Here is a 17,396-nt window from a genome sequence, read left to right as displayed (position 1 = left end):
CATTTGGATTGGGGCATATGCGGCTTTGAAATTGTCGAATCAGCCTATAGAAGTGAAGCCAATTCGATCAATTAATGATTTCTTTGAATAGATAAAGGTTTTGCCATGAATACTTAATAAGCTAACTTTATAAAGACGAATAATAAATCCAACTTGAACTCGGAGGATTTTAAATGATTAAACTCGTAGTAACTGATCTGGACGGAACATTTCTGAATAATCAAGGTTCGTTTGATATTGAACTTTTTAATGAAGTACATGAAGAAATGCAAAAGAAAGGAATAACGTTTGTAGCCTGCACGGGAAAACAGTGTGAACGAGTAGAAAAGTTGTTTGGTGACCATGGAAAAGGGATTTGGATTCTTGGAGATAGCGCAGCCAGAATCAAGAAAGATGGAAAAGTCGTCAAAGAGTTTAGCATTGATCGCACACTCGTTCTGCGAGCCATTGAAGAAATTCAAGGTTTTGATCCCCACATGACAATCATTGTATGTGCAAGCGATGCAGCATACGTACATTCCTCTATCTCTGATGATATGTACAACGTAGTTAAAGGCTCTTATGAACAAGTCATAAAAGTGGATTCCTTCTCCGAAATCGATAGTGATTTTATCAAAATAACCGTATTTGATACAGAAGGCAGAAGCACAATGCTTAGAAAACATGTGGAACAGACGTTAAATGGCCAAATCTACATTGTCGACTCTGAAGCCAGGTGGCTCGATATTACTGCTCTTCATATTCATAAAGGCGAAACGGTAAAAAAATTACAGGATATGCTGGGGGTAACTGCGGAGGAAACGATGTCGTTCGGTGATGGAGAGAACGATGTTGAACTGATGGCAATTGCTAAATACAGCTTTGCTGTTAGCAATGCTTGCGAGAACACCAAAAAAGCAGCAAGTTTCATCACAAAATCTAATGAAGAAAATGGTGTTCTTATAACCATTCAAAAAATGATGGATTTACAGTAGGACTGCTCTAATCATTCAAATAGAAATTACTATATGACGAAGCCTGTGAAAAGGAGCGTGGGATATTTGCGTAAAAATGTATATTTGTCAGGCTCTATACTTACTTCTGGGGAACGACGAAAGTTGGAACGGTTAAATACGATTATGGAAGCACACTTTTTAACCACACATCTACCACATAGAGACATAGAAAATCAATCTATACACTCAAAAAGTGGAGATGAAATGTTCAAATCTGCAGTTAAGGCAATAGAAGAATGTGATATGTTTGTTGCTGTTTTAAACAACAATGGCTTGAATTTAAGTAATACCTGCTGGGAGCTTGGTTATGCTTATGCGCATAAGAAACCAATCTTTTGTCTACATGAAGGTGAATTCAATATCAATCAATGGGGACATCTGATGTTGATGAATTCTTCAGTTGTTTGTCATAATGTGGAAGAACTCAAAGAACAATTAGATCTTACATTACAAAATGATAAATCTAAAGAAAGTAGTTCATATAACAAGAAATGATATCATCTCAGAGAATGAACTAGCTGAACAAATAGGTGAGATAGAAGTATCCTCAATGAATGAGAGTGATCATGAAGGTCATAACATGATTAGTTTCAACACATATAAAGTAGGTACAAAACTATTTAAAATCAAAAACAAATGCTATAATAAAAAAATCTTTTTCAATTTGATCGGAGGCAGACCATTGTAGAATCTCATTCCTTTTCCTGAATACAACTGAATATTGAAAAGGATGAGTACAATGCTTACAAAATCATTTCATAGACTCTGGCTTAGTCAGGCTCTATCTACTTTAGGAGATATCTGGTACATTTTGGCGCTTGTCGTCACGCTTTACCATCTATCTGGTTCTGCTACCGTAACGGCTTTGTATCCCCTACTTAGAGTTGCTGGTATGACAATCGGCAGCATCGCGGCTCCTCTTATCATGCGTAAGTTGCGCTTGAACCGCTTACTTGTATCTAGTCTTGGAGGGCAAACTATTGGCTTGGCATTGCTCACCATATATATGTTTCTAATGGGCAAAGACAATCCTAATATTGCTATATTGATCGGAATGGTTTTTGGGATATCAATTCTGGAGGGGGTAGCGGGCCCAGTAAGATCTTCTCTTGTTGCTCTAACCGTGCCTGAAGCATCGTTGCTTAAAGCGAACAGCGTGCTAGTGGGTATTGTACAGTCATGTTCTCTGGCCGGATGGGCGTTCGGATCCATGACAGTCAGTTGGCTTGGTGCAAGTCAAGTGCTGCTCCTTTCTACAATGTTATTAGGCGGTGCTTGGTTATCATCCTCCATGATATACGAAACCAGAAACAGTACACACCAAACACCAGTGGGTTCTTGGAGACGATCGCTTCAAGATGGATGGCAGAATTATTTTAGGTTACCGCAGTTACGTGTTTTGTTATGGATGGATGTATGGGAAGGCTTATTTAGAGGTGCATTCGCAGGGGCGCTATTGCTCGTGTTCGTAGGAGAACGACTACATGTGGGTGAAGTATGGTGGGGATGGATGAATGGCGCCAATTTAGGTGGATTCGTTCTCATTAGCATTCTTATGAGCCGTTTATCGAACGGAAACTGGAATCTAGGGGGCATGCTAGCGGTGGGCAGTGGATGCGTTGCTGCGCTAACACTCGCATTCAGTTTTTCTACTAGCCCGTTAGTGACACTCTTTATCATGTTCGCAATCGGGGCTTCTCAAGCCATAAAGGATTTAGCGGAACGTACTTCTTACCAAACAAGCGTTCCCGCTTCAGAGCTTCCACCGTTATTTGCGGCCCAATCATCACTTACCTCAATTCTATATGGTGTATCATTATTATTATCTGGTTGGTTAGCGGATACTGTAGGTATTCAAACGCTCTACATCTACGCATCAATTGGATTTTCTCTTTCCTTTATCGGTGCTCTTACGTATCGGAGGAATGGACTAAAAGTAAATAGATACATCGATACGGAAGAAAAGGTGAGTTAAGTATTCATGAAGTGAGATTTATATTCTATTTTGTCAGCTAAAAATGTTGAATCCTATGACGAGGCTATCCAGAACTTATGGATAGTCTTTCTTTATATAACATAGTCCCTTGATTTTTGAACAACAAAGCCTTCAAAATCCCCCTCTATCTCGATTATTGAGCGTCTACTTCAGATTCATTTCTTTCAGCAAAAACCTATCAATATTCACTTTGTTACTTTTTAAATATAAAAGTGTAAAATGTATGACGTAACTTTAATACACAATTATTTCAGTGTCAATACGCACTTTTAAGATAATTTATTTACGATGTGAATGGAGCATTCAGAATCCAACACTTTTTAAACAAAAATGTTGACAAAGTAAAGGTCCGAAAATAAGATAGAAGCATTCTAAAAATAAAATTAGTAAAAAAAGGATTTTGTTTCGATATTTTATATGGAGTTGATGACTATTCAATCTACAGAAAAATTAATATTGCTGCAGCAGCAGAAATGGGCGGAGAAGGATATCCTGTTCGAAATGACATGTGATCGTACGCCAGAGGGGCATTTTCTCGATACATACATAGCCTTGTCCCAGCATGAAATGCTTATTGCAACAAGTCTCAAGGAACCGGATCACGAAAAGACCTTTAAGGGCTATTCGATCCCTGTCAAAAGTTATCCACGTCAGGATCCGCAGGAGGAGGGGAAATGGTCGGTTCAAACGTTGAAAATCAGTGGAATTGAATCCGTTTTCATTGTGAACCTTGTTGCATCCGGGATGCTTGTAATGAAGGCTCCAGACGAGCGAATCATAGCGGCGTTCACGAATGGACTGATGAGCAAGGCATCCAGGCTGGCAGCAATCTTTACGAAGCTGAAAAAGCAGGAGGAGGTGGACAGCGAGTTACTGAAGGATGAGGAGGCAAATGCCTCTTGTCCCAAATGCGGGAGGATTTACCCGGAAGAAGGTCGAGAGATTTGCCCGAAATGCATGAAGAAAAGCGCATTGATCCTCCGGCTGTTATCGTTTGCCAAGCCCTATAGAGCCTCTTTGCTGCTCATTATTGTGTTGATGCTTTTAAATTCCGTGACTGGGCTTGTCATTCCATATTTGACGGGTACGGCCTTATTTGATCAGGCGCTAAAAGGCGAAGGATATTTTGGCGGACAGGTAGGGCTAGTCATCTTGCTAGTCATTATTTTTCGCACTTTATCTCTATTATTTGGTGTCTTCTTCGGAATCATCAATGCGAGGCTGGCCGCAAACATTGTTTTTGATATAAAATCTGTCATTTTTACTGCAATGCAGCGCTTATCACTAAACTTTTTCAAGCGGAAGCAGACCGGACAGCTGATGACCAGAGTTAATTACGACGCCGCTGAACTGCAAATATTTTTCATTGATGTACTGTCCTATTTTGTTGTGAATGTAATGAATATCATCGGCATTACCGTCATTTTGCTGGTATTGGACTGGAAGCTCACACTGCTATGTTTTTTGCCGATGCCGATTGTTATTTTTCTGGCACGCCAAGTATTCCCCAAGCTGTCGAGGCTATCATGGCGGATGAACCGCCAGGTATCATCATTGAACTCCATTATTAGTGACTCGATCAAAGGTGTCCGTGTCGTCAAGGCATTTGGCATGGAGCACAAAGAAATGCAGCGCTTCCAGCAGGCAAATGCGAACTTCTCCGGCTCGGAGCAAAATTATAACCGTTTGAGCGGTACGATCTTTCCAGTACTTAATGGGCTGACTCAAATGGGAGGTATGCTCATCTGGGGATTTGGAGGGTGGATGATACTCAAGGGTGAAATTTCGTTCGGGCTTATGCTGACCTTTGTCAATTATATGTATATGTTATATGGGCCCATTGAGTTTATGAACAATATTGTAGGCTGGTGGTCGCGTTGCATGACGGCTTCGCAGCGATTATTTGAAATTGTGGACGCAAACCCTGATGTGAAGGAGAAGGAGAATGCGATTCGGATTCCAGTCATGAAGGGAGATATTCAAGTATCAAATGTTGTATTTGGCTATGAGCCGAATAAATCGATTCTGAAGAATGTTACGCTGCAGGTGAAGGCAGGACAAATGATTGGCGTCGTCGGACAATCTGGAGCAGGAAAATCAACTCTCGTCAACCTCATTTCCCGGCTATACGATGTGAATGAAGGTGCAATTACGATCGACGGAGTAAATGTGAAGGATTTGGCTGCTGAATCGTTGCGCTCCAATATCGGAATCGTATCGCAGGATGTGTACGTGCTATCAGGCAGTATTGCTGAAAATATTGCCTATGCCAAGCCGGATTGCAGTGTCATGGATATCGTTCATGCGGCGAAAATAGCCAACGCCCATGATTTTATTGAGAAGCTGCCGGACGGCTACGATACGATCGTGGGTACGGGCGGATACAATCTGTCAGGTGGTGAAAAGCAACGCCTCTCCATTGCGAGGGCAATTCTGCATAACCCAATAATACTGATTCTAGATGAAGCGACAGCTTCTCTGGATACGGAGACCGAGCTGCAAATCCAAGAGGCGCTGGATAAACTTATCAAGGGACGTACAACGATTGCCATTGCGCATCGGCTCTCCACGCTTCGCAATGCCGACTATCTGGTCGTGATGGATCAGGGCAAGGTTGTGGAAGAAGGAACACATGAATCGCTAATGAGTACCGAGGGCGCTTATTATCAATTGGTGAAAAAGCATGATGAAGCATTAAAAATAAGTGAGGTGATTTCAGCATGAGTTCGTCTGCATCACAGAAGAAGACAACTCCAGCCCAGGATACAGAGCTACAGGAGGAAAAGGGCGTGGCCGGTTCGCTGTCCGATGCCGCCGACATTCACTATCTCACAGAGGATAATGCAACATTTCATAAAACGGAAGGTCGGATGTTATCCGTAACGGTGGGGGAAAAGACGCATCCAGTCGTGTATGTACATTGCTCTTTCCCTCATACGAATAGACGCATGTATTTGTCCATCCGGACGGTTGAAAACAAGGAAGTTGGTATGATCCACAGTCTGGAGGATTTTACGGAAGAGACAGCGCAGCTGTTAGAGGAGCAGCTGCAAATCCGTTATTTCACTCCAGAAATTAGCAGGTTGATTAACGTGAAGGAGGAGTTTGGCTACTCCTACTGGGAAGCAGAGACGACAGGCGGACTATGCCGATTCACAGTCAGAGGTGGTGGTGGCAACGCCAAGCTGGTAACCCCAGACCGACTGCTCGTCACTGACGTGGACGGTAATCGGTTTGTCATCCCAAATATAAATAAGCTGACAGACAAGGAATACCGGATGGTAGAGCTATGTATGTATGGTTAATCAAGTTGACTAGAGCGGACATGAAGGATGGTGAATGCCTATGGATTTGAATTTTTCGCTTGCAGAGCCGGATGTGAAAGCTGCTGTGCAGGCTGTCGGAACTGACATTGAATATTGTGTGCCCGCTAATCTGTCGCTACTTGGCTACCGTACGGCCGGATTTCTGGTTATCGGGCAGAATAAATGGGCTTACATCGAGCATGGTCAAGCGAAGGAAACCGGTATTATTGCTGACTCATGGGAGTACAAAGTCATTCCGCTTATCGGAAATATTGTGCTGGAGACCGAAGATGAGCAGGGAAAGCGTATCCTCGTCCGCTCCTCCATGGAGCATGCTCCACGCTTCGGTTATATTGCACAAGTGCTGAATGATAAATCAGCAGCCCGCAAAGTTCGGATTTTCAATAATGATGAGGAAAACGTCTGTGTTAAGTGCGGTGATCGACTAGTGCAAGGAACCCGTGTATGCCCCAGATGCATGAGCAAGTCCGCGGCGTTCAAAAAGCTGTTCGGTGTCTCGAAGCAGCATTGGAAGCCGCTGGCGATGGGTCTTATTGTCATGATAGCGGCTTCCGCTATTGCACTGGCAGGACCTTATTTTCAGGAAATTCTGATTAACGGTGTCTTGCAGCCGTCTGACGGACATAGTCCGAGCATGAAGCTGTTCTATCTCGCACTTGCCGCCATGATCGGAGGACTTGTGGCCGGAGAACTGCTGGCGATTATTCGGGCACGGGTCATGGCGAATGTCAGCTCCAATATTGCCGCCGATCTGCGCAAAATGGTGTATGAACGAGTACTGAGCCTGCCGCTTGGCTTCATGACCTCTCAACGGGCGGGAGATATAATGAACCGGGTAACGGCGGATACAGACCGGATTCGGCAATTGATTCAAGAGCTATGCACAACAGCAATCTATCAAATGATTTTGCTGGTTGCGGCTAGTAGCTTACTCTTCAGCGCTGACTGGCGCCTGGCATGTGTTGTGCTGTTGCCTGCCCCTATTGTCGCCTACATGAATATGTACATCTGGAAACATGTGCTCTGGAAACTGTATCAAAAACAGTGGGCAATCTACGACCGGGGGAGTTCTTTTCTGCATGATGTGCTGAGCGGAATCCGGGTTGTCAAGGCATTTGGCAAGGAATCCACGGAGATCAAAAAATTCCGGTCCCATAACAGTGATTTTGCTGCCGCTACGATAAGAACCGAGAGTCTGTTCAACATGCTGGCCCCGATAACGAATTATTTAATTCAGCTTGGCCAATATGTTGTGTTGCTGCTTGGCTCTAACATGATTTTGAACAATCAGATGAATGTAGGTGAACTGATCAAGTTCAGCATGTATGCGTCCATGGTGTTTGGACCGATCGCCTGGATGATGTTCATGCCAAGATGGGTCTCCAATGCGATGATTTCCATTGACCGCGTTTTTTCGGTCATTGACGAGCAGCCGGATGTAGTGGAGACTGATAAAACAGTGAGACATACGATTCATGGCGAGGTTTCGTTCCGCAGTGTGTACTTTGGCTATAACTCCTATGAGCCGGTGCTGAAGGATGTGTCTTTTGATATTCGTAATGGGGAAATGATTGGGTTGGTGGGTCATTCGGGATCGGGCAAGTCTACCCTGATTAATCTGGTCTCCCGCTTCTATGATGTGAATGAAGGTCAAATTAAAATTGATGGTGTAGACATTCGGGACATCCAGAAGGATGACATTCACTCCCAGATTGGTGTCGTGCTTCAGGAGACCTTCCTATTCACAGGCACGATACTTGATAATATCCGTTACTCTAAGCCGCAAGCGACGGAGGAAGAAGTCATCCGGGCGGCCAGAATTGCTAATGCGCATTCATTTATTATCAATCTGCCGGATGGGTACGACACGCTGCTTCAGGAGAACGGGAACAATATATCCGGTGGTGAGCGCCAGCGTCTGGCAATTGCAAGAGCGATTCTGAATGATCCGCCAATTCTTATTCTGGATGAAGCGACTTCTGCACTCGATATTGAGACGGAAAGTGTCATTCAGACGGCGCTCCAGCAGGTAATGAGAGGAAGGACAACGATTGCGATTGCCCACAGGCTGTCAACACTCCGCAATGCCGACCGGCTGATGGTACTGGAGAAAGGCAAGATTGCAGAAATTGGCTCCCATGCCGAGCTAATAGAGAAAAAGGGCATTTACTACACACTGATTACAGCCCAGAGGGAGATGTCGAAGAAAGAGCAGACGGGGTAACTTATCCATCTCAATCCATTTTGTAGTTTGTTCGTCACATGTATGCTCCGGCAGCTGCGTTGTACTTAGAAATAGGAGGAACGAGGATGACCTTAAACAGGTAACCGGCGTTTTCACTTATTTTTTCTGCATTTTGCTCTCATCCATGTAAAGCAGGTTCCAGCGGTGACCGTCCAGGTCGGCAAATCCTGCGCCGTACATCCAGCCGTCGATTTCACTCGGTTTGCCAAAGATGCTTCCTCCGGCAGACTCTACTTTTTGAATAAAGGTATCTACTTTTTCTCTGCTTTCAGCGCCAATAGAAAATATTACTTCAGCGCTATTGGAAGTATCTGCTGTTTTTGAACCTGTGAATTTCTCAAACGCCGACTCCGGGAACAGCAAAATCGTTGTTTGACCTATGGAAAGCTGGGCTCTCTCGTTACCAACGCTCACCGCATGGAATCCAATTTCATTGAAAAAGGCAGTTGACTTCTCAACATCTTTGACAGGCAGGTTAATCCAGATCTCCTGTGACATGGTTGTAGCCTCCTAGAATATAATTTTAACTACGCCTACTATACTCTACTTTTGGCAGCAGATGCGAATCTTATCAAAGAAATAAATGAATGTTATTATTATGAATATTGAACAAATGGAGGGATGAACATAGATAAGAAAAAGTACTTTATCCTGATGCCACCGATGTTAATAATTGGACTGCTTATAATGTATTTTCTTCCAGTAAATCAGAGAGCTTATGTATTCTTAGTTCCTATTGTATTTTGGTTGATATACTATATCTGGGTATTTGTTGAAAGAAAACAATATAAAAAAACAGAATAGAAATTATAGTTTGAGAGGTGTTAAAATGGTTTCGCATCAATTGCTTACTCACGATACAATTCTTGAATTATTGCCCCACATTAATACAGAACAGAATTTGCTTTTTTATAGTTATTTAACGCAACGTAAGGATAAGGCTCAATATGTTGGTCAATTTACGAATAGTCAACTTACAGCCGTATTAGCTTATTTTAGCGAACTATCCTTTCCTGCATTTTCTTTCTTCCGAGTTGAAGATCGTGATATCTTTTTTCCAGAACTCATTGCTTTTACAAGAGAAACGATCCAACTTGACGAAAGTGCTGTATGTGGCACGATACTCTGTCAACGGGACCTTGAACTTTTTCAATCCTTCGGTCTTATCAAAGGAATTCCTCAACGTTTTTTAACTATGAAACATCAGGATGAATCGAAACTCCTTGAATCTAACATTGCAAATAAGATAAATGAAAATGATTATTCTGAGGTAATTGATTTTTTACATAGTGGGGAAATGAGGTTTTTCACAAGGAGTGAGTTAGTGGATTATCCTTTTCTTGGAATTAAGGAAAGTGAAGATTTCATAGCTGTGGGCGGATACCATTTTTATGACTCTCAGCTAGTAGAGCTTGGGAACATTGTTACCAGGTTAGATTACAGAGGAAGAGGATTAGCTAAACGCCTAACAAGTGAATTGACACACCTCGGTAAAAAACTGTCACCAGATGTCTATCTGGGCGTATTGGCAAATAACTTGCCTGCTGTTCGCTTATATGAAGGCTTGGGGTATCAAACAACAACGGAACTTTCTATTGTGAATTTTACTTTATCCACGACAAAAATATAGTCCAAATTTATAGTCGCTATTTCAGCGGCTTTTTTGTTTTATCGGTATAAGTATTTAAAGGAATGGGCCTCTTTTGCCGTATATCGGCGTTTTCTTTGATCGCCGTAATTAAAAACATTTAAGCAAATACATGCGAATTGGGAATTAAATTCAGTATAACTTATTCCAGAAAAACGAATGAATACTTAATTTCATCTCTATATAGTTCGTAAATAACTGTGAACAATACGTTAATTCATTGACAATGAGTGTTATATTTATTAAAATTCGAAAGGGCATCAGGGTAAAGCAGATATGAATATCCTTATCATTGGTTTAGAATCTTAGCTTTTTAATCCTAATGACGAATATAGGAGCGGTAATATTACAATCCTATTACGATGATTAGGATTTTTTTGTTTTTGCTCTGGAGAATAATTTGAAAGTTGGAGGCTGGCTTTAATCATGGATAATTGGTTCAAACTAAAAGAAAGAGGTACGACTGTTCCAACAGAGATCATCGCAGGGATCACGACTTTCTTCACAATGGTATACATAGTTATCGTAAACCCAGGAATACTCAGCAGCACAGGAATGGACTTTAACGGAGTATTCATTGCTACGGTGTTGGCGAGTATTGTGGCGACGCTGATTATGGGAATCGGGTCCAATTATCCGATTGTCATAGCGCCTGGCATGGGTCTGAATGCATTCTTTGCCTATAGTGTAGTTGCTGGATATGGGGTGTCTTGGCAGGTTGCACTAGGAGCTGTATTTATAGCAGGGCTTTTGTTTATTATTTTATCGCTTACTTCATTTCGTTACATGCTGCTTGATGCCATTCCTGCGAGTCTTAAGCACGCGATAACAGCAGGGATTGGATTGTTTATTACAACGGTCGGCCTGCAAAATTCCGGGATTATTGCCGATTCAGAATCAAATTTGATTACGATCGGGAACTTGGCAGAGCCTATGACTTACCTGACCATTATCGGTTTGATTATCACGGTTGTGCTTATGGCTTACAATGTAAAAGGTTATCTGTTCATCGGAATGGTGGTAACAGCGGTTCTTGCCTGGATCATGGGACTATTTCAAATGCCGGAGTCGATTGTATCCTTGCCGCAAGGCCTCACGTCAACGGCTTTCCAACTGGATTTGGCAGGCGTATTCTCTAATGGTTTGTATACCATCATATTCACGTTCCTGTTGATCACGCTGTTTGATACGACGGGGACAATGCTCGGCGTTGCTGAACAAGCAGGACTGCTGAAGGAAGGTAAGTTTCCGCGCTCACGCGGCGCCCTATTGGCAGATGCTGTAGGGACTACGACTGGCGCTTTGCTCGGAACAAGCCCAACATCGGCTTATATCGAGTCCAGCACAGGGGTGGCTGCAGGAGGAAGAACAGGACTGACGGCGGTTACGGTAAGTGTACTGCTTGCTCTTACTTTGTTCTTTACACCTATCGTTAGTGTGATATCAGGTATCCCGGCGATCACTTCTCCGGCACTGATTATTGTGGGTTACTTTATGATTAGCGTAATCAGCAAAATCAATTGGAAGGATCTCGAAGAAACATTTCCTGCCTTCCTGATTATCATACTTACTCCGTTGACGCACAGTATTGCGACAGGCATCGGCGTAGGCTTCATTTTCTATCCGGTACTCAAGCTGCTTCGCGGAAAGGGTAAGGATGTTCATCCGATATTCTACATTTTTGCGGTATTGTTCTTCATCCAGCTTGTATTCCTGGACCACTAAGAAACGGTTTAATCCAAATAAGGAGAACTGCTTATATAAAGGCGGCTCTCCTTTTTTATATGTAACCCTCGGTTTAATCCTTTAGAGAAGAATTCTTCTTCGTATTTAATACCTCAAATGCTTCTATTAAAAAATCCATAGTATGCTTAGGCACCAACGACTCATAGGGTTTTACGTTTTATACAGTTCTTCGTTATTTGCCTCGTCATTGAAAATGAGATTACCTAATGGAGTATCTGCAAATATGCCATGCAACTGCTGTTGTATGAAAGGATGGTCTGGTTTAAGATCCTTTACGATAGCTCGATGGACAAGCAATAACAAATTGTAAAGTTGTCCATCCAAGTACGTTTGCTTAGAGATATCCTCTGGAAACACCTGATCAATAATATCTATAGAGACATACTTTTGAAGCAGCTTTTTTTGAGCCTCCTCAACATGCATGGAATTCATAAGAAGTATGAGTATTTCAGAGTTTATTCAAAACAAAGTTCTTGTACCAAACAGAGGGCAAGAACTTTGTCTCATAACTGATTAGGTGTAAAAAATGATGAATATAATTATGCTTACGGGCAATTCTAACCTCTAGAATGAATGAATGAAGAAGTATCTAGGATGAGGAGGGGAAAGTTATGATCTATAAGCCAGCATTATTGATCATAGATGTACAAATCGGATCATTTATGAATCCTCTCTTTATACATAACAGTGAAAAATTATTAGATAATATCAAACAACTTATTACGTGGGCCCACATAAGTAAGATTCCAGTCATACTTACGCAGCATAATGGGAAATTAGGGACGCTAACCTCAAAAAAATCCTCAGGGTGGAGTCTTCATCCCGCCTTACCCTTGATCGCTCAAGATGTGAAAATTGAAAAGGACTTTCCAGATTCATTTCAAGATACCACCCTTGAATCACATTTAAATCAGCTAGACGTTAATCAACTGATTGTCGCAGGAATTCAGACTGAGATATGTGTTGATGCTACATGTCGTAGAGCATTTAGCTTAGGATATGATGTTATTTTAGCCAAAGATGGTCACAGTACTGCGGACTCTTCCTTTTTAATTGCAGATCAAATCATTACACATCATAATATCCTTCTACAAAACTGGTTTGTTTCTTTAAGCGATACCCAGGATATCATAATGTCGATTTCACGATGAGACCCTTCGTGAACACCTTGCTGAGACGGATCTAAAACTTAAGGGCTTAGAGCAGTTTCGTGGAGAAATCGAGTCCCTTATTCATTATTTTGAGCAGTGGTTGCCGCGTTGGATGCTGGAATTTCTCATTTAAATACGGCTGATTTTTATAGCAGCGGACATAATGAAATGCTTATTGGTGAGGCACTTAAAGGCAGCCAAAGAGAGAAGGCTTTTTTAGCTGTAAAGTTTGGAGCATTAGTGGCGCTAGACGGATTCATGTACGGCCTGGAAGTTAGGCCTCAACATATAAAAAATTATCTGGCCTACACGCTAAAACGGTTAAACGTAGAATATATCGATCTTTATCAATCCGGTCTCTGGATGTCCAATTTATTAAAAGTGACCTGAAAAGAATTGAAGCCGCAATTCCAGAGAATGAAATAGCAGGTGGGAGTTTCCGCAGATGAATTTTAAAAATGGTGTTGTGGTTCGTCCGTAAGTTAATAGATAGTTCCAGACCTTGAGGGTGGTAAACTCTCAAGGTCTTTCTTATATTCTCTCACCAAGTATCGATGTGGAATATATTAAAACCTATTGTTTTTTGACTATTATCTAACGTTTTTGATCTAGGAATCATCTGGTGATTTACATAGAATTACAACTAATCGAGGATAGGTTCTACAAGAAGGGAAGAATGATATGGGAGCAAAAGTCACCCGTAAAAGAGTACGAACACGCTGGCGCAAGCATGATACCGAGCTCGCGCTGCTCGTGCTTCCGACCACAATCTGGTACATTTTGTTCAGCTTCTTGCCGATGTTCGGTGTCATTATCGCTTTTAAGAATTTCAAGATTCACGGGAATTTTCTCAGTAATGTTATAAACAGCGACTGGATCGGGTTCAAAAACTTTGAATTCCTGTTCAGTTCGAACGACGTCTGGATCGTAATTCGCAATACTATCGGTTACAACATGATTTTTATTATTCTGGGTATCATCGTGCCTGTGTCACTTGCATTGATGGTTGGACAGCTGCACAGCCGCAAGGCAGCCAAGATCTATCAGACGATGATGTTTCTCCCGTATTTCCTATCTTGGGTTGTCGTTTCCGCGGTGCTTTGGGCATTCTTGAGCTATGACAAGGGGATTGCCAATCAAGTTCTGACCCATTTCAACCAGGATCCAAAAAATTGGTACATGGAACCATCGTATTGGCCTTATCTCCTTGTGTTTATGAACATGTGGAAGGGTCTCGGCTATGGGATGGTTGTCTACTTGGCGACAATCACAAGCATGGATTCAACGTATTACGAAGCCGCCGTTATTGATGGCGCTAGCAAGTGGCAGCAGACACGGTATATTACGCTGCCCCTGATGAAATTTGTTATTGTGCTGATGTTTATCCTGTCAGTCGGAGGCATCTTTTCCACGGATTTTGGTTTGTTCTTCCAAGTGCCGCGGGACTCCAATTCTCTCTACAATGTAACCACGACGGTCGATGTGCTTGTGTACAAACAACTCAAAACCGCGACGGTCGGGATGGCGTCCGCCTCTGCCTTCATGCAATCTGTACTGGGCTGCGGAATGATCCTATTCGCGAACTGGATCGTTCGCAAAGTTGATCCAGAAAGCGCACTGATTTAGAGAGGAGGCAGGAAGATGTCAACACAATCAAGCTACGATTCCGGTCTTGAAAAGTTTAACCGAGTCGGCAAAGGAACGAACATTTTTTTTCACCTCATCTTTATCATTTTAGCTTTGTTATGCGTAGTCCCTATCGTCGTGGTGCTATCTATTTCACTGTCTAGCGAAGCATCCATTCGAGAGACCGGTTACCAACTCCTGCCGTCGGCATTCTCGGCTGAGTCCTACAACTATATCGTTAAGCAGGGCTCGATGATTGTACGTGCGCTCGGAGTCTCCGTATTCGTTACGGTAATAGGCACACTGATCGGCGTACTGCTCACCACTACGATGGGTTATGCATTGTCCCGTCCCCAATTTAAGCTAAAAGGACTTTTGACATGGATTGTGTTCATCCCGATGGTTTTTAACGGCGGTCTTGTCTCCAGCTATTACATCAATTCGACGATGTTGGGATTAAGCAATACAATCTGGGCGCTGATTTTACCATTAGCCGTTTCTTCCTTTAATGTCATCATCTGCAAAACTTTTTTCAAGACGACCATTCCGGACGGGCTGATCGAATCGGCTGAAATTGACGGAGCAGGTCAATTCCGCATCTTCTTCACAATCGTGCTCCCGATCTCACTGCCAGTTCTAGCGACGATTGGTCTGTTTCTCTGCTTCTCGTACTGGAATGACTGGTTTCAATCGATGTTGTATATTGACGACCAAAGCTTGTATTCGCTGCAGGCGCTACTGAACAGCCTGATGAGCAACGTTGATGCGCTGGCTAAAAACGCCTCGACGATGGGCATAAGCTACGCCGAGCTTGTCGCCACCATGCCCAAAGAATCGGCACGTATGGCTGTTGCGATCATTATTGTACTGCCCGTTGCTCTGGCCTAACCCTTCTTCCAGAAATACTTTATCTCCGGTTTGACGGTGGGTGCAGTGAAGGGATAAATCGAAATAAATCTGGAAATTTCAGGTTTATCATAATTTTTTCGCAGGATCGGTGCGTGTTAACTTAAGGGAGGGAATAGAGGAATGAGGACAAGGTTTAAAGCATGGATGAAAACTCCGCTTTTGATTGGAGTGGTAACGCTGGCAATCTTTGGTTTAACAGGCTGTTCCGGCTCAGACAACAATAACGCGTCAAACAACACGTCAGCGGAAAACTCAGGATCGAATGCAGGCGAAGGTTCCGGCGAGGTACCTACGCTGGTGTGGTGGACGATCGGCGGACAAGTGCCAGCCAATTTTGATAAGGCAATTGAGAAGATAAACGAATATACGGCAGAGAAGATTGGTGTGAAAATCGATCTCCGCGTTGCCAGTTGGGGCGATTGGGACACGAAGATCAATACGATTGTAAACTCCGGTGAAGCTTTCGACATTATGTTTACGAATAACGGAAAATACAGTCAACAGGTCAACATGGGCGCATTCACGGATATTACCGACCTTGTGCCAAGTACGGTACCGGACTTGCACAGCTATATCCCAGAATTGGTGTGGGATGGAACGAAAGTCGGTGGCAAGATTTACGCTGTTCCAACGTACAAGGATTCTTCATTAACCCAGTACTGGGTGTTTGACGATGCGCTCGTTCAAAAGTACAATGTCGACCTCGGCAGCATCAAGACACTACAGGATCTGGACAAGCCATTCCGTGACTTCAAGGCTGGTGAAGGCAAAGGGTTCTATCCACTGTCCTTGACTCAAGGAGAGGGCATTAACGGTTTCTTTAATGACTATGACGATATGACTCTCGGCTTTCAGCCGATCGGCGTAAAGGCCGAAGATGAATCCCGTACAGTCGTTTCTGTTCTGGAACAACCGGATATACAGGGAAAACTGAAGCTCATGTATCAATGGTACAAGGACGGCATTATCAATCCGGATGCGCCAACCAAAATCGAGGCCGACCCTTATCGCCCGTTCTTCAGTGCGCAGGCGTTCCCTGGTGCAGAAGTGAATTGGCAGATCTCGGCGGGTATTGATAAATACGACATGGTTCAAATTCTGGGTCCGATCTATACAACCAGCACAATCCAGGGATCCATGAACGCAATCTCTGCCAACTCCAAGTACAAGGAAGAAGCGCTTAAATATCTGGAACTGGTAAACACCGACCCCAAGCTGCGCAATATGCTTGCTTATGGCGAAGAGGGTGTCGATTTCGATTATGTAAACGACAATACAGTTGAACGGAAAACGGATTCGTGGCCGCTGGCGGCCTATACACAAGGAACGTTCTTCAACATGGCTGTCACAAAAGGCGCACCTGAAGATCAGTGGGATCAGGTCCGCAAGCTGAATGAAGCAGCCACCTCATCTTCGATCCTTGGCTTTGCACTGGATATTAGCGAACTCGGCACTGAAGTAGCCAATGTGAAGGCTGTATGGAACAAATACAATTATGAGCTGATCACTGGCGCATCCGATCCGGAAAAAAAGATACCGCAAATTATAGAAGAGTTGAAGAAAGCTGGATTGGATAAGATTATGGAAGCCGCACAAGAACAGATCAACGCATATTTCAAATCATAATCCTTGAGACTTGCGACAATAACCCGAACGGAGCCGTTGTGGCCGTTCGGGTTTTCCAATCTTACTGGAGACATTTGCATTTAATTTGAGTTTATAACGGATTGATTTGTCCGACAAATAGCTATATG

The 17,396-nt window shown here is 43.0% G+C and carries 15 protein-coding genes; 13 read left to right on the top strand and 2 right to left on the bottom strand.

Features of this window, described 5'->3' with window-relative positions:
• Positions 1-173 precede the first annotated feature (173 nt).
• The 6 genes from AC4PM4_RS05505 (at position 174) to AC4PM4_RS05480 (ending at position 8,541) form a co-directional block, all read left to right on the top strand.
• Complete coding sequence (locus AC4PM4_RS05505) at positions 174-974, top strand: Cof-type HAD-IIB family hydrolase (protein WP_491612952.1); 801 nt, start codon at positions 174-176, stop codon at positions 972-974.
• Between the two features lie 66 nt (positions 975-1,040).
• Positions 1,041-1,490, top strand: coding sequence for a nucleoside 2-deoxyribosyltransferase domain-containing protein (locus AC4PM4_RS05500; protein ID WP_063563684.1), 450 nt, complete (start codon positions 1,041-1,043; stop codon positions 1,488-1,490).
• A 244-nt stretch (positions 1,491-1,734) separates the two neighbouring features.
• Positions 1,735-2,970, top strand: coding sequence for an MFS transporter (locus tag AC4PM4_RS05495; protein ID WP_491612951.1), 1,236 nt, complete (start codon positions 1,735-1,737; stop codon positions 2,968-2,970).
• 447 nt (positions 2,971-3,417) lie between these two features.
• A complete protein-coding gene (locus tag AC4PM4_RS05490) occupies positions 3,418-5,715 on the top strand; it encodes an ABC transporter ATP-binding protein (RefSeq protein WP_491612950.1) in 2,298 nt (765 codons plus the stop codon).
• Entirely contained in the window at positions 5,712-6,296 is a 585-nt protein-coding gene (locus AC4PM4_RS05485) for a DUF1854 domain-containing protein (RefSeq protein ID WP_491612949.1), read from the top strand. The genes AC4PM4_RS05490 and AC4PM4_RS05485 overlap by 4 nt, the downstream gene beginning before the upstream one ends.
• A gap of 40 nt (positions 6,297-6,336) precedes the next feature.
• Positions 6,337-8,541 (top strand): ABC transporter ATP-binding protein, encoded by a 2,205-nt coding sequence (locus tag AC4PM4_RS05480; RefSeq protein WP_491612948.1) that lies wholly within the window; start codon positions 6,337-6,339, stop codon positions 8,539-8,541.
• 117 nt (positions 8,542-8,658) lie between these two features.
• Here the strand turns inward: AC4PM4_RS05480 and AC4PM4_RS05475 are convergent, their stop codons facing one another.
• The gene (locus AC4PM4_RS05475; protein ID WP_491612947.1) at positions 8,659-9,060 is read right to left on the bottom strand and encodes a VOC family protein; all 402 of its coding nucleotides are present in this window, start codon (positions 9,058-9,060) and stop codon (positions 8,659-8,661) included.
• Between the two features lie 316 nt (positions 9,061-9,376).
• Between AC4PM4_RS05475 and AC4PM4_RS05470 the strand changes: the two genes are divergently transcribed.
• Together AC4PM4_RS05470 and AC4PM4_RS05465 are read left to right on the top strand one after the other, a co-directional pair.
• Entirely contained in the window at positions 9,377-10,192 is an 816-nt protein-coding gene (locus AC4PM4_RS05470; RefSeq protein WP_491612946.1) for a GNAT family N-acetyltransferase, read from the top strand.
• A gap of 444 nt (positions 10,193-10,636) precedes the next feature.
• The gene (locus AC4PM4_RS05465) at positions 10,637-11,935 is read left to right on the top strand and encodes an NCS2 family permease (protein ID WP_491612945.1); all 1,299 of its coding nucleotides are present in this window, start codon (positions 10,637-10,639) and stop codon (positions 11,933-11,935) included.
• Positions 11,936-12,106: 171 nt separating this feature from the next.
• On the opposite strand, the gene AC4PM4_RS05460 is transcribed toward AC4PM4_RS05465, so the two are convergent.
• On the bottom strand, positions 12,107-12,379 hold the full coding sequence (locus AC4PM4_RS05460; protein WP_491612944.1) for a hypothetical protein: 273 nt from the start codon (positions 12,377-12,379) through the stop codon (positions 12,107-12,109).
• Positions 12,380-12,567: 188 nt separating this feature from the next.
• Between AC4PM4_RS05460 and AC4PM4_RS05455 the strand changes: the two genes are divergently transcribed.
• The 5 genes from AC4PM4_RS05455 (at position 12,568) to AC4PM4_RS05435 (ending at position 17,268) form a co-directional block, all read left to right on the top strand.
• Positions 12,568-13,107 carry a cysteine hydrolase family protein gene (locus AC4PM4_RS05455; RefSeq protein ID WP_063563693.1) on the top strand — a complete coding sequence of 180 codons (540 nt, stop codon included), beginning with the start codon at positions 12,568-12,570 and terminating at the stop codon, positions 13,105-13,107.
• Positions 13,108-13,203: 96 nt separating this feature from the next.
• Complete coding sequence (locus tag AC4PM4_RS05450; RefSeq protein WP_256337886.1) at positions 13,204-13,497, top strand: aldo/keto reductase; 294 nt, start codon at positions 13,204-13,206, stop codon at positions 13,495-13,497.
• Between the two features lie 291 nt (positions 13,498-13,788).
• Complete coding sequence (locus AC4PM4_RS05445) at positions 13,789-14,733, top strand: ABC transporter permease (protein WP_491612943.1); 945 nt, start codon at positions 13,789-13,791, stop codon at positions 14,731-14,733.
• A 15-nt stretch (positions 14,734-14,748) separates the two neighbouring features.
• Positions 14,749-15,621, top strand: a complete 873-nt coding sequence (locus AC4PM4_RS05440) for a carbohydrate ABC transporter permease (protein WP_491612941.1) — start codon at positions 14,749-14,751, stop codon at positions 15,619-15,621.
• 165 nt (positions 15,622-15,786) lie between these two features.
• Positions 15,787-17,268: an ABC transporter substrate-binding protein gene (locus AC4PM4_RS05435; protein WP_491612940.1), complete on the top strand. Its 1,482-nt coding sequence runs from the start codon at positions 15,787-15,789 to the stop codon at positions 17,266-17,268.
• Positions 17,269-17,396: the final 128 nt, after the last annotated feature.

The sequence above is a fragment of the Paenibacillus sp. MDV22-iso6 genome (assembly GCF_058408365.1).
The sequence above is the reverse complement of the archived record's forward strand: the minus strand, read 5'-3'. Positions and strand labels throughout refer to the sequence as shown.